Source organism: Candidatus Syntrophocurvum alkaliphilum (assembly GCF_009734445.1).
GTDB classification, from domain to species: domain Bacteria; phylum Bacillota; class Syntrophomonadia; order Syntrophomonadales; family Syntrophomonadaceae; genus Syntrophocurvum; species Syntrophocurvum alkaliphilum.
Genome location: NZ_CP046457.1, coordinates 1,796,186 through 1,809,602, shown reverse-complemented (window position 1 = coordinate 1,809,602; position 13,417 = coordinate 1,796,186). Strand labels below are relative to the sequence as shown.

The 13,417-nt window shown below is 34.3% G+C and carries 12 protein-coding genes; all 12 read left to right on the top strand.

What is annotated here, in order from left to right:
- Nucleotides 1-10 precede the first annotated feature (10 nt).
- The 12 genes from whiA (at nt 11) to SYNTR_RS08675 (ending at nt 13,274) form a co-directional block, all read left to right on the top strand.
- Nucleotides 11-955 carry a DNA-binding protein WhiA gene (gene whiA / locus SYNTR_RS08730; RefSeq protein ID WP_156204154.1) on the top strand — a complete coding sequence of 315 codons (945 nt, stop codon included), beginning with the start codon at nt 11-13 and terminating at the stop codon, nt 953-955.
- Nucleotides 956-1,022: 67 nt separating this feature from the next.
- A complete protein-coding gene (rpoN, locus tag SYNTR_RS08725) occupies nt 1,023-2,402 on the top strand; it encodes an RNA polymerase factor sigma-54 (RefSeq protein ID WP_156204153.1) in 1,380 nt (459 codons plus the stop codon).
- Between the two features lie 213 nt (nt 2,403-2,615).
- On the top strand, nt 2,616-3,641 hold the full coding sequence (locus SYNTR_RS08720; RefSeq protein ID WP_156204152.1) for a sugar-binding transcriptional regulator: 1,026 nt from the start codon (nt 2,616-2,618) through the stop codon (nt 3,639-3,641).
- Nucleotides 3,642-4,649, top strand: coding sequence for a type I glyceraldehyde-3-phosphate dehydrogenase (gap, locus tag SYNTR_RS08715; RefSeq protein ID WP_156204151.1), 1,008 nt, complete (start codon nt 3,642-3,644; stop codon nt 4,647-4,649).
- Nucleotides 4,650-4,734: 85 nt separating this feature from the next.
- Complete coding sequence (locus tag SYNTR_RS08710) at nt 4,735-5,862, top strand: phosphoglycerate kinase (RefSeq protein ID WP_243140280.1); 1,128 nt, start codon at nt 4,735-4,737, stop codon at nt 5,860-5,862.
- A 2-nt stretch (nt 5,863-5,864) separates the two neighbouring features.
- Entirely contained in the window at nt 5,865-6,623 is a 759-nt protein-coding gene (tpiA, locus tag SYNTR_RS08705; protein WP_156204149.1) for a triose-phosphate isomerase, read from the top strand.
- Nucleotides 6,616-8,160: a 2,3-bisphosphoglycerate-independent phosphoglycerate mutase gene (gpmI, locus tag SYNTR_RS08700; protein ID WP_156204148.1), complete on the top strand. Its 1,545-nt coding sequence runs from the start codon at nt 6,616-6,618 to the stop codon at nt 8,158-8,160. Before tpiA ends, gpmI begins: the two co-directional genes overlap by 8 nt.
- Before the next feature lie 54 nt (nt 8,161-8,214).
- Nucleotides 8,215-9,501, top strand: a complete 1,287-nt coding sequence (eno, locus tag SYNTR_RS08695) for a phosphopyruvate hydratase (RefSeq protein ID WP_156204147.1) — start codon at nt 8,215-8,217, stop codon at nt 9,499-9,501.
- An 82-nt stretch (nt 9,502-9,583) separates the two neighbouring features.
- Nucleotides 9,584-9,811: a preprotein translocase subunit SecG gene (gene secG, locus SYNTR_RS08690; protein ID WP_156204146.1), complete on the top strand. Its 228-nt coding sequence runs from the start codon at nt 9,584-9,586 to the stop codon at nt 9,809-9,811.
- A 74-nt stretch (nt 9,812-9,885) separates the two neighbouring features.
- Nucleotides 9,886-11,874 (top strand): sodium-translocating pyrophosphatase, encoded by a 1,989-nt coding sequence (locus SYNTR_RS08685; protein ID WP_156204145.1) that lies wholly within the window; start codon nt 9,886-9,888, stop codon nt 11,872-11,874.
- 79 nt (nt 11,875-11,953) lie between these two features.
- Nucleotides 11,954-12,706 (top strand): alpha/beta hydrolase, encoded by a 753-nt coding sequence (locus tag SYNTR_RS08680; RefSeq protein WP_197079082.1) that lies wholly within the window; start codon nt 11,954-11,956, stop codon nt 12,704-12,706.
- A gap of 13 nt (nt 12,707-12,719) precedes the next feature.
- Nucleotides 12,720-13,274, top strand: a complete 555-nt coding sequence (locus SYNTR_RS08675) for an HD domain-containing protein (protein ID WP_156204143.1) — start codon at nt 12,720-12,722, stop codon at nt 13,272-13,274.
- Nucleotides 13,275-13,417 lie beyond the last annotated feature (143 nt).

The window sequence follows — 13,417 nt, the reverse complement described above, 5'->3', positions numbered from 1 at the left end:
ATGTGATTTTATGATTAATTTTTCTAATGAAGTGAAAAATGAATTGGCACGGATTATGCCAGAGAAGGATTGTTGCAAAAAAGCAGAGGCAGCAGCAATTTTAAATTCTAGTGGTTATATTTTAAATACTAATGAAACAATATTAAGGATAGTTAATGAAAATGTGGCTGCTGCTAGAAAGGTTTTTAAAATACTTAAAGAAAGTTATGACTTAAAATCAACAGTAGTAATTGATAACAGAAAAAGATTTAAAAAAAACAAAGTATATATAATAGATACTATTTTAAATAAAGAAAATATAAATGTATTAGCAAATTTCAATATACTTAATGATAACTGTAAAATTAATAATAAAATTAATTGGCGATTAGTAGGGAAAAAGTGTTGTAAAAGAGCTTATATAAGGGGCCTTTTTTTGGTTCGAGGCTTTGTGAATAAACCTGAAGGTAGCTATCATTTAGAAATTGTATGTAATGATACTAAATTAGCGCATGATTCTAAAAGATTATTGGCAAAATGTGATATAGAAGCTAGATTGACTGAGCGTAAAAGTAATATAATAATTTATCTTAAAGAAAGTGAAAAAATAGTAGATTTATTAAGAATAATAGGAGCTAATAAGGCTTTATTAGAGTTTGAAAATGTACGTATTATTAAATCCATGCGTAATAATGTGAATCGTCAGGTGAATTGTGAAACCGCTAATCTAGCTAAGACTGTAGATGCTTCCTTAAGGCAAATTGAACTCATAAAAAAAGTTATAGACAGACATGGTGTAGATATTTTTCCCCTGGGGATAAAAGAATTGGCTATGTTGCGAATTGACTATCCGGATAGTACATTAAAGGAGTTAGGGAATATGATGAGTCCACCTCTAACTAAGTCTGGGACAGCTTATAGAATGAGAAAATTAGAAAGAATTTGTGAGCAGTTACTTGAGGATGATTATTTATAGCAGGACATAGCTTGAAAGTTCACGAATATAAATAACTAGAAGCTACTTTTAAAAGAGAGGGACATGCATGAGACTTACACACGATGTTTATTTAGAACAGCAACAAAAGTTAGTGATGACACCAGAATTGCGGCAAGCTATAGCTATATTGCAAATGTCCACTTTAGAGCTTAGTGAGTATATTCAAAATGAACTCGCAGAAAACCCGTTGTTAGAAGAAAAAGATATTGAATATACAGAAGAAGAAACTCAAGAGAATACAGATAATAATGCTGATGTAGAAGATTGGCTTGAATACTTTAATGATAGAGATATTGAATATAGGGAAAAAGAAGTGCAAGAAGAAAAAACCTTTGAAAACTTTATCACTAAACGTCCTAGCTTATATGAGCATTTAGAATTTCAACTAAATTTAACTAACTGTGATTCCAACTCTTTAACCATTGGACATTATCTAATAGGTAGTATTGATAACAATGGATACCTTTCTATTGAACTTAAAGAAGTGGCAGAAAAGGCTAATGTAGCAATAGATAAAGTAGAAGAGGTATTAGAAGTAATACAATCATTTAGCCCTAGCGGAGTAGGAGCTAGAAATTTACAGGAGTGCTTGTTAATTCAATTAAAACACTATGGTAAAGATGATTCCCTTACGAAAAGCATTGTAAAAGACCATCTAGATGATTTAAGTAGAAACCGAATTAACAAGATTGCCCAATCCTTAGGTGTTTCAGTTAAAAATGTCCAAGAAACCTGTGATTTAATTCGAACACTCGATCCAAAACCAGGTTTGCAGTATAGTTCTGATGAAGTTAAATTTATATTTCCAGATGTAATAGTGGAAAAAGTCGATGATGAATATATGATAGTAGTAAATGATAGTAACTTTCCTAGGTTAACCATAAATTATATGTATGAAAATTTAATGCGCCAGTCAGAAAGCTTTTCTGGTGATTGCAAAAAATATATGGAAGAAAAAATGGGTTCTGCTATATGGTTGATTAAAAGCATTGAGCAGCGCAGAATGACACTGTATAAGGTTGCTAGGTGTATAGTAGATATACAAAAGGAATTTTTAGATAAAGGAATAAAATATTTGAAGCCATTAAACTTGAAAAGAGTTGCTGAGCTAATTGATGTACATGAATCAACAGTAAGTAGAGCTACGAACAATAAATATATCCAAACACCTCAAGGGCTTTTTGAACTTAAATACTTTTTTAGTACAGGTGTATCCTGTCAAGGAGATGAACAAAAATCTTCTAAGAGTATTAAAAATATTATTTCTGAAATAATTAGCAATGAGGATATAACTAAACCTTTAAGTGATGAAAATATAACAAAGATACTTAAAGAAAAAGGGGTAAAAATTTCTAGAAGAACAGTATCAAAATATCGTCAAGAATTAGGAATATTATCTACATCAGCTAGGAAAAGATATAAATAAGGAACTAGACAAACGGGGGGAAGCCCGTTTTTCTATTATGAAAAATGAAAATATGTCACGATAAGCAAGAAATATGCAACATTTTTAATTGATTATGCTATAATATTTAGTAGTAAATAATAAAAATCAAGGAATTTGTCTGCATTTACTGGGACTAATTTGACCCTGAGTTAGAAGCTTGTCCCATCAAATAATAATATTGGAGTTACCTTAATGGAAAGACTATTTACAATTGTAGAACGATGTGCACCTGAATTATTAGATGCTCTAAAAAATAGATATCAGATCTTAAAACAAGTTTTTGACTATCAACCAATAGGCAGGCGTCAGATTGCTAAAAATCTAGGTTATTCTGAAAGGCTAGTTCGTTCAGAGCTTGATAGATTAAAAGAACGAGGAATACTGTATAGTACACCTAGTGGTATAAATCTAACTGTTCTTGGTGAAGGTATTTTAAATGAAATGAATGAACTAGTTCCATATCTTTTTAGCACTGGTATATTAGAGCAAAAATTTAAGGAAATATTTAATCTAAAAGAAGCTATTATTGTGCCAGGTGATTCGATGTCTGACCCATTTACCAAAAAAGATATTGGTAGAGCTGCAGCACGATTTTTACAAAAAGCTATTTTTCCCGGTTGTACTGTGGCAGTAACTGGTGGAACAACACTTGCTGAAATGGCTGAAGCAGTAGATAGTAGCATTGATGGAACTGGAGCTATGATTGTTCCTGCTCGTGGTGGTTTAGGTGAAGATATGGAACAACAAGCAAGTGTTATTGCAGCCAAAATAGCAAAAACAATTGGAGCTCAATATAAACTGCTACACATACCTGATTATCTAGAAGAAAACACAGCTGAAATATTAAAAAAGGATGCTAACATAAGCAAGCTTATAAAAAACATAAAGTTTAGCAACATCCTCATTCATGGAATTGGCCCAGCAATTGACATGGCTAAACGGAGAGGATTATCTGAACTGGAAATAAATTTTTTGAAAAAACAAAAGGCTTTAGCTGAATCACTTAGATATTATTATGACAAAGTGGGAAACATAGTATATGAACTTCCTGGTATAGGTTTAGAAAAGAAAGATTTGGAAAATGTTGAAACTATCGTAGCTGTTGCTGGAGGAAGTAATAAAACTGATGCTATAGAAGCGGTTTTAAATAGTAAACAGCTTAATGTGCTTATTACTGATGAGGGTGCAGCAAAAAAAATATTAGAAAGGATGAATTAAATGGCGGTGAAAATTGCTATTAATGGCTTTGGCAGAATCGGACGTTTAGTAGCTAGGGCAGCTTTACAGAGAAATGATATAGAGTTAGTAGCAGTAAACGATTTAGGAGATCCTAAAGGTGGTGCCCATCTATTTAAGTACGACTCTATCCATGGTGTTTATGATGCAGATGTGTCTGTTCAAGGTGAAGATATTGTTGTTGGAAATAAAAAATTTAAGTATTTGTCCCAAAAGGATCCAGAACAATTACCATGGGCAGATATGGGAGTGCAAGTGATTGTTGAAGCAACAGGCGTATTTCGTAGTAGGGATGGTGCTGCAAAACATTTAAAAGCCGGTGCTTCAAAGGTTGTTTTAACTGCACCGGGTAAAAATATGGATTTAACTATAGTAATGGGTGTAAATGAAGATGAATATAAGCCGGAACATGATATTTTATCTAATGCATCTTGTACAACAAATTGTTTAACACCAGTTGCTAAGGTATTGCATGATGATTTTGGTATTGTAAAAGGTGTTATGAATACCGTTCATTCATATACTAATGATCAGAAGGTTTTAGATTTAGAGCATAATGATTTAAGAAGAGCCAGAGCTGCTGCAATCTCATTGATTCCAACCACTACTGGTGCAGCAGGTTTGGTAGGAAAAATAATCCCTGAATTAGATGGTAAACTGGATGGTTTGGCAATAAGGGTACCAACTCCAAATGTTTCATTAGTAGATTTTACAGTGGAGTTGGAAAAAGAAGCTTCTGCAGAAGCAATTAATATGTCATTTAAAAAAGCTAGTGAAACTAATTTAAAAGGAATTATTAAATATACGGAAGAGCCATTAGTATCTAGTGATTATAATGGCGAAGAACACTCAGCTGTAATTGATGGATTACTAACAATGGTTATGGGTAATAAAATGGCAAAAGTAATAGCATGGTATGACAATGAATGGGGATATTCACTAAGAGTGCTAGATACTGTGACCTATATTGCCTCTAAAGGTCTAAAATAGTTTTTAGTATTATTCGATTTACTTGGAGGTGCTTTCAAAGGTGAGAAGTATACGGGATATTGATTTAAGCGGCAAAAGAGTTTTAATGCGAGTAGATTTTAATGTGCCTATGGATAAAGACGGAGAAATTCTTGATGATAATCGAATACAATCTGCAATACCAACTATAGAATATTTGGTTAAGCAAAATGCTAAAGTTATTTTAATGAGTCATTTGGGTAGGCCCAAGGGGCGTGAAAGTAAATATAGCTTAAAGCCAGTTGCTCAGTATCTTAGCAGACTTATAAATGGACCTGTTATTATAGCAGATGATTGTATTGGTTCAGAAGTCGAAGAAAAAGCACAAGAATTGAAACCAGGTGAAGTTTTAATGCTTGAGAATGTACGTTATCACGAGGAAGAAGAAAAAAATAATCCTGATTTTTCAAAAAAATTAGCTTTACTAGGTGATATCTTTGTTAATGATGCATTTGGAACAGCCCATCGTGCTCACTCATCTACTGCTGGTGTGGCTGATTATTTACCTTCATATGCTGGGCTTTTAGTAGAAAATGAAGTGAAAATGTTAAAAGGTGTCATAGAACATCCTGAAAGTCCTCGAATGGCTATCTTAGGTGGTTCAAAGGTTTATGATAAATTAGGGTTAATAAATAACTTATTAGATAAAATGGATGTTATTGTGATTGGAGGAGGTATGGCCAATACCTTCCTAAAAGCAAAAGGAATAAATGTAGGTAAATCAATTTTGGAAAAGGATCGGATTGATGAAGCAACTGAGCTTCTAAAGGAAGCAGAAAAGAAAGATACCCGTATACTTTTACCCCTAGATGTTGTGATTGCAGATGAAGTTTCTGAGAAAGCGCAAGGTCAGGTAGTTGATGTATTAGAAGTGCCTGATGATAAGATGATTCTAGATATCGGACCTAAAACAATTGAAGAATATAGTAAAGAAATATTAAAAGCTAGAACTATAATTTGGAACGGGCCCTTAGGTGTTTATGAATATGATCAATTTGCTAAGGGAACAGAAGAGGTAGCTAAAAAACTAGCTGATTCTCCAGCAGTTAGCGTTATAGGAGGTGGTGACTCAGCAGCGGCTGTGCACCATTTAGGATTAGAAAAAAATATAACTCATATTTCTACCGGTGGAGGTGCGACCTTAGAATTTTTAGAAGGAAAATTGCTTCCCGGTGTTGCAGTTTGTGGGGTGTAATTATGAGAAAACCAATGTTAGCTGGTAATTGGAAAATGCATAAAACAATAGCTGAAGGTAAACAATTTATAAATGAATTTTTACCATTAGTAACAAATGAAACTACAAAGGATATTGTATTATGTCCAACATTTACTAGCTTACATGTATTAAGTAATGAACTTAAAGGGACAAATGTAGAGTTAGGGGCTCAAAATGTATTTTGGGAAGAAAAAGGTGCTTATACAGGTGAAATTTCTCCAGTAATGCTTAAAGATGTAGGGTGCAACTGGGTAATAATCGGACATTCAGAAAGAAGAACTGTTCTTGCTGAGAATGACTTAACTATAAATCGTAAACTTAAAGCAGCTCTAGACACAGAATTAATTCCCATTTTTTGTGTGGGGGAAACATTACAAGAGCGTGAAAATAATCGTGCTCTAGAGGTTGTGAAAGAGCAATTAACTAATGGTCTAAAAGATTTAGATATTAAACAAAATGGTATAGTAATAGCTTATGAGCCTGTCTGGGCTATAGGAACTGGAATAAACGCTAGTTGTACTGATGCACAGGAAATGATTGGTTATATCCGTGAGTATTTGGGGAAAATATTTAATGAAGATTTTGCCAAAACAATTCGCATATTATACGGTGGAAGTGTTAAACCAGAAAACATAGCAGAATTTATGAATAAGGAAGACATTGATGGAGCTTTAGTTGGAGGAGCTAGCTTAACTCCAGATACTTTTGCAGATATTGTGAGGTTTGATAAAAATGTCTAAGCAACCATTAGTACTAATGATTATTGACGGTTGGGGTGAAAGAACTGCAGAAAAGGATAATGCTATAACCTTAGCAGATCCTAAAAACTTTTATAGATTGCAAGAAGACTATCCTGATACTTTACTAAAAAGCAGTGGTATAGATGTAGGTTTACCAGAAGGTCAGATGGGTAATTCTGAAGTAGGACACCTTAACATTGGTGCTGGTAGGGTAGTATATCAAGATATAACTCGAATATCTAAATCAATTAAAAATCGAACTTTTTTTGATAATGTAGAAATAAATAAAGCCATAAGCAATGTGCAGAATACTAATGGAGCTCTTCATTTAATGGGGCTCTTATCAGATGGTGGTGTACATAGCCACATAACACATCTTTATGCATTACTAGAGTTATGTAAACGAAAAGGCTTAGAAAAAGTGTATATGCATTGCTTTCTTGATGGTCGTGATGTCGGTCCTAAAACAGCGATCACCTATTTAGAGATGCTTGCTCACAAGATAAATGAGTTAGGTATAGGCAAGATTGCTACTGTTGCTGGCAGATTCTATCCCATGGATCGGGATCAAAGATGGGAAAGAGTAGAAAAAGGCTATAATGCTATGGTTTTAGGAGAAGGGCTTAAAGCAGCTAATGCTCATGCTGCAGTTCAAGATAGTTATGAAAAAGATATAACTGATGAATTTGTGGAACCACATGTAATCATAGATGAGAATGGTCAACCTATTGCAACTATTAATGATGGTGACAGTATTATATTTTATAACTTTAGAGCAGATAGAGCGCGCCAAATTAGCAGAGCTTTGGTTGAACAAGATTTTAACAATTTTACTAGAAAGAAGTTTCCACAAGTTTATTATGTTTGTATGACTCAATATGACATTACTATTCCTGCACCTGTGGCTTATAAACCTCAGAATTTAAACAATACATTAGGTGAAGTATTAGCTGAAAACCAATTCAAGCAATTAAGGATTGCAGAAACTGAAAAATATGCACATGTAACATTTTTCTTTAATGGAGGAGTAGAAAGGGAAAATGAAGGTGAGGAAAGAATTCTAATCCCTTCCCCTGAAGTAGAAACCTACAACCTAAAGCCTGAAATGAGTGCTTATGAGCTTACTGATAAAATTATAGAACAAATTGATAAAGATATATTTGATGTAATTGTGGTTAACTACGCCAATCCAGATATGGTTGGTCATACCGGAGTACTAGATGCGGCAGTTGAAGCAATTGAAGTTGTAGATGAGTGCATAGATAAGGTCGTAAATAAGGTTTTAGATAAAAGCGGACAAGTATTATTGACCTCTGATCATGGAAATTGTGAAGTTATGCTTTGCCCTGAAACGGGAAGCCCATTTACAGCACATACTACTCAAAAAGTACCATTTGTTCTAGTATCAAATAAATACAAAAAAAACCGTCTATTAGAAGAAGGAGCATTAGAGGATATAGCACCAACAATGCTTTATATGTTAGGAGTAGATATTCCTGATGAGATGACAGGAAAGTGTTTGATTGCTAATGATTAAGTTGGTTAATTACAAATAATGGCTTTTAAATTAAAACTAAGGAGGAAAATATGTATGAGTATTATAGTTGATGTATTTGCTAGAGAAGTTTTAGATTCAAGGGGTAATCCTACTGTTGAAGTTGAAGTTGTATTAGAAGATGGTTCTATGGGAAGGGCTATTGTACCTTCTGGAGCCTCAACCGGAGCTCATGAAGCAGTAGAACTAAGAGATGATGATAAAAACAGATATATGGGTAAAGGTGTTATAAATGCTGTTAATAATGTAAATGATCTAATTGCACCTGAAATAATAGGTATAGATGTAGTTAGGCAAATCGACATAGATGAAATAATGTTAGATATTGATGGAACTCCTAATAAAAGCAAACTGGGTGCTAATGCAATCCTAGGAGTATCTTTAGCAGCAGCAAAAGCAGCTGCAGAATATTTAGCAATTCCACTTTACCAATATATAGGTGGAGTTAATGCTAAAGAAATACCTGTGCCAATGCTAAACATTTTAAATGGTGGAAAGCATGCAGATAACAATGTAGATATACAAGAATTTATGATAGTACCAACTGGTGCTTCCAGTTACAATCAAGGACTTAAAATGGGAGTAGAGGTTTACCATAATCTTAAAAAAGTTTTAAGTAGCAAAGGTTTAGCAACATCAGTTGGAGATGAAGGAGGATTTGCTCCAAATCTACCATCTAATGAGGCTGCATTAGATGTAATTATTGAAGCTGTAGAAAAAGCAGGCTATTCTGCAGGTAAAGATATCCATTTAGCTCTTGATGTAGCTGCTACAGAGATATATAAAGAAGGGAAGTACCATTTAGAAAGCACTAATGAAGTTTTAACATCAGAAGAAGTTATCGAATTTTATGCTAGATTAGTAGACAAATATCCTGTAATATCTATAGAGGATGGATTAGATGAAGATGATTGGGAAGGTTGGAAAAAATTAACCGACAAATTAGGAGATAAAATCCAATTAGTTGGGGATGACCTATTTGTTACAAGTACTGAAAGGCTGGCAAAAGGAATTGACTTAGGTATATGTAATAGTATCTTAATCAAAGTTAACCAAATAGGAACACTAACAGAAACTCTAGACACAATAGAAATGGCAAAACGAGCTGGATACACATGTGTTATTTCACATAGATCTGGTGAAACAGAAGATGCCATTATATCTGATATAGCAGTAGCATTAAATGTAGGACAAATAAAAACTGGTGCTCCAGCTAGATCTGATAGAGTTGCTAAATATAATCAATTACTAAGAATTGAAGAAGAATTAGACGTTTTTGCAGTTTACAGAGGATTAGACTGTTTCTATAATTTAGACAAATAAAGTTAATTTATTGTCATAAAGTATAAAATTATGTTAAAATGTACACCGGCTCTAGGCAAGTTATTATTTGGGAGGTGAAATATTGCTTTATACTCTAGCGCTAGTTTTACAATTTCTATTAGCTGTCGGTCTAATAACTACTATTCTATTGCAGTCTGGTAAAAGTGCAGGTTTATCTGGTAGTATAGCTGGTGGCGGAGAAGCTATATTTGGTAAGAGTAAAGGAGTTGATACACTCTTAGCAAAAATTACTGCCTATATAGCTACACTCTTCATGCTTGTTACTTTAGCTATAGGATTGCTAAGTTAATAGAGGTGATAATATTTAGTGCAAGTAAAATTTCACTTTCTATAGACTATAAAAAAGGAGATGATTAATCTACAATGGAAGGCTTAGTTTATTTTGCTCCTGCTGGTGGAGCTCTCGCGCTTCTGTTTGCACTTTATTTAACAAGTAGGGTTAAGAAAGCAGATACTGGTACACCCCACATGTTTGAAATCTCAGAAGCCATTAACGAAGGAGCAATGGCGTTTTTAAACAGACAATACAGAAACTTAAGTCTATTTGTACTAGCAGTTTTTATTATATTAGTTATAACACCAATCGGATGGCAAACTGCTATATGTTTTCTAGTCGGAGCCATATGTTCCGCACTAGCTGGTTACATAGGAATGAACATTGCTACTAAAGCGAATGTACGTACTGCACATGCTGCTCGTACCTCCCAAAATGAAGCACTTGGAATTGCATTTTCAGGTGGAGCAGTTATGGGAATGTCCGTTGCAGGTATGGGATTATTAGGACTAGGAATTCTTTATTTAATATTTGGTGATCCAACTATAGTTAATGGTTTTGCTCTAGGTGCTAGTTCAATAGCGCTATTTGCACGTGTTGGTGGCGGAATCTTTACTAAAGCTGCTGACGTTGGAGCTGATTTAGTTGGAAAAATCGAAGCAGGTATCCCAGAAGACGATCCAAGAAACCCAGCCACTATTGCTGATAACGTTGGTGACAATGTTGGTGACGTAGCTGGAATGGGTGCTGACCTGTTTGAATCATATGTAGGTTCAATTATAGCTGCTATGACATTAGGTGCAGTTTTAATGAGCACAATGCCTGAAGTTGGCATTGGTGCATTATTATTACCACTTATAATTGCAGCAGGTGGAATTGTTGCTTCTATAATAGGAACATTTTTTGTTAGAACTGATGAAAACACAAACCCAATGAAAGCACTTAATCTTGGTACTGGTGTAGCAGCAGTAATAATGGTAGCTATTGCATTTTTTGCGGTAAGATACCTATTACCAGCTGATATGGGCAACGTATTTTATGCGTTGTTAGCCGGTCTAATTGTTGGTGTTGCTATTGGTAAAATTACTGAATACTATACTTCAGATGAATATGGTCCAACTCAACAAATCTCTGAAGCTTCAAAAACCGGACCAGCAACTAACATAATTGCTGGATTAGGTGTTGGAATGATATCAACACTATTCCCAATATTACTTATCTGTATTGCAATAATAATTGCATTCGCGGTTGGTGGAGTCTATGGTATCGCTTTAGCAGCTGTTGGTATGTTAGCAACTATTGGTATGGTTGTTGCAGTTGATGCTTATGGTCCAATTGCTGATAATGCTGGTGGAATTGCCGAAATGGCTGAACTACCTCCTGAAGTAAGAGAAACAACAGACAAATTAGATTCTGTTGGAAATACTACAGCCGCTATTGGTAAAGGGTTTGCTATAGGTTCTGCAGCTTTAACTGCTCTGGCACTACTAACAGCATTTGCCCAAGTAGCAGGTATTGATGCTGTAAACTTGCTTGAGCCAACTGTTATAGTAGCTCTTTTATTTGGTGCTATGTTACCGTTCTTCTTCTGTGCTCTAACATTAGGTGCAGTTGGGAGAGCAGCAGCAGAAATGGTGGAAGAAGTTAGAAGACAGTTTAGAGAAATTAAAGGCCTTATGGAAGGTGAAGCTAAAGCTGACTATGCAAGATGTGTTGACATCAGTACAGCTTCTTCACTAAAAGAAATGATTTTCCCAGGTCTAATCGCAGTAATTGCTCCTATCGCAGTAGGACTTCTACTTGGACCTGAAGCACTAGCCGGAATGCTTGCTGGAGCTCTAGCATCAGGTGTATGCTTAGCTATCATGCTTGCTAATGCTGGTGGAGCATGGGACAATGCTAAGAAATTTATCGAAGCTGGAAACCACGGTGGAAAAGGTAGTGAAGCTCATGAAGCTGGTATTGTTGGAGACACTGTTGGTGATCCATGTAAAGATACATCTGGACCATCAATCAATATCCTAATCAAGTTAATGAGTATCGTTTCACTAGTTTTCGTACCACTATTTGTACTGTAATATAAATTAAAAACTATAATAATAGGCAAGTAGATTCTAGCTACTTGCCTATTTTCTATTTATTAGGGGAGTAATGTCTATGGTTACTATATATCCTAAAGCTCAGCCGTTTTTTTTAAAAGGAACTACTGATACTGCTATTTTATTTATTCATGGATTTACTGCATCACCATCAGAATTAAAACCAACTGCTTTGATTTTAAATGAAATACTAGACTGCACAATAAGTGCACCACTTTTACCTGGCCATGGCACTTATCCAGAATACCTAAATAAAACAAATTGGAATAAATGGTATAGAGCAGTTAAAGTGGAGATAAATTACTTATTAGAAAACTATGACAAAGTCTATATTGCAGGATTATCTATGGGAGGACTATTAGCATTATATGCAGGTAGTGAAATAAAGGGGATTAAAGGGGTTATTAGTATAAATGCTCCCTTGATTAACAATTACCCAATTTTAACTAGGTTAGCAGTTATTTTTCAATTTATAAAACCATTTTTCCCTAAAAAGATAGGTGATGATGTATTAACATTACAAAAACAGGGGAGATTTGCATATAGAGTAACACCAGTAAAGGCATTTAGGAGTATGATTAAACTTAGAAATAAGGTAGTTAAAAGATTACATAAAATACATGTTCCGGTTTTAGCTGTTCAATCTATGCAGGACAAATCGGTAAATCCTAGAAGTATTAACATTATAGAAAAAAGAGCAAAGCAAACTAAGGTTAAGATCTTAAAACTTAAAAAATCAAGTCATATTGCTACAATGGGGTTAGAAAAAGAGTCTTTAGCTCAAAACATAGCAGAATTTATATCCAATTAAGGGAGTGAATTAAATGCAAAGAGAACAAGCATTAGTGTTACTGAAAGAAAACTTAAAAAATGAAAACCTAATAAGTCATTCCTTAGCTGTAGAGGCAATAATGCGAGGTTTAGCTATTAACCTTAATGAAGATGAACAAAAATGGGGGTTAGCAGGACTCCTTCATGATATAGATTATGATAGTACATATGATGACCCTAAAAGACATTCTTTAATAGGATCTAAAATATTAGAAGAAAATGGACTACCTGCAGATATAGTTTATGCAGTAAAGGTTCATAATGAAGCTCATGGCTTAGAGCGAAAAAGCAATATGGATAAAGCCTTGTATGCAGCAGATCCAGCTAGTGGCTTTATTATTGCTGCTGCACTTATAAGACCTGATAAAAGTTTAAATAAAGTAGTACTAAAATCATTAAAGAAAAGATTTAAAGAAAAAGCTTTTGCCAAAGGAGCAAATAGAAATCAAATGTCTAGCTGCACAGAACTAGGAATGGAGCTAGAAGAATTTTTACAAATATCACTTGAAAGTTTAAAAGAAATAGCTTCAGATTTAGGATTAGAATAGGTAAAAATTGAAAAAACTATAATATAAATAAATATTAAAAAAACCAAGGAAACACTGGAGAGAGCAAGGAAGCATGGGGACGGTTCTTTTGCTTCCTTTAAAGGAAGCAAAAGAACACCCCTCCCTGCTTCCCTGTCCACATG

Coding starts and splice junctions, on each gene's coding strand:
- SYNTR_RS08710 (WP_243140280.1), top strand. CDS start 4,735: ATGCGAGTAGATTTTAATGTGCCTATGGATAAAGACGGAGAAATTCTT.
- whiA (WP_156204154.1), top strand. CDS start 11: ATGATTAATTTTTCTAATGAAGTGAAAAATGAATTGGCACGGATTATG.
- gap (WP_156204151.1), top strand. CDS start 3,642: ATGGCGGTGAAAATTGCTATTAATGGCTTTGGCAGAATCGGACGTTTA.
- SYNTR_RS08680 (WP_197079082.1), top strand. CDS start 11,954: ATGGTTACTATATATCCTAAAGCTCAGCCGTTTTTTTTAAAAGGAACT.
- SYNTR_RS08685 (WP_156204145.1), top strand. CDS start 9,886: ATGGAAGGCTTAGTTTATTTTGCTCCTGCTGGTGGAGCTCTCGCGCTT.
- SYNTR_RS08675 (WP_156204143.1), top strand. CDS start 12,720: ATGCAAAGAGAACAAGCATTAGTGTTACTGAAAGAAAACTTAAAAAAT.
- tpiA (WP_156204149.1), top strand. CDS start 5,865: ATGAGAAAACCAATGTTAGCTGGTAATTGGAAAATGCATAAAACAATA.
- eno (WP_156204147.1), top strand. CDS start 8,215: ATGAGTATTATAGTTGATGTATTTGCTAGAGAAGTTTTAGATTCAAGG.
- SYNTR_RS08720 (WP_156204152.1), top strand. CDS start 2,616: ATGGAAAGACTATTTACAATTGTAGAACGATGTGCACCTGAATTATTA.
- rpoN (WP_156204153.1), top strand. CDS start 1,023: ATGAGACTTACACACGATGTTTATTTAGAACAGCAACAAAAGTTAGTG.
- gpmI (WP_156204148.1), top strand. CDS start 6,616: ATGTCTAAGCAACCATTAGTACTAATGATTATTGACGGTTGGGGTGAA.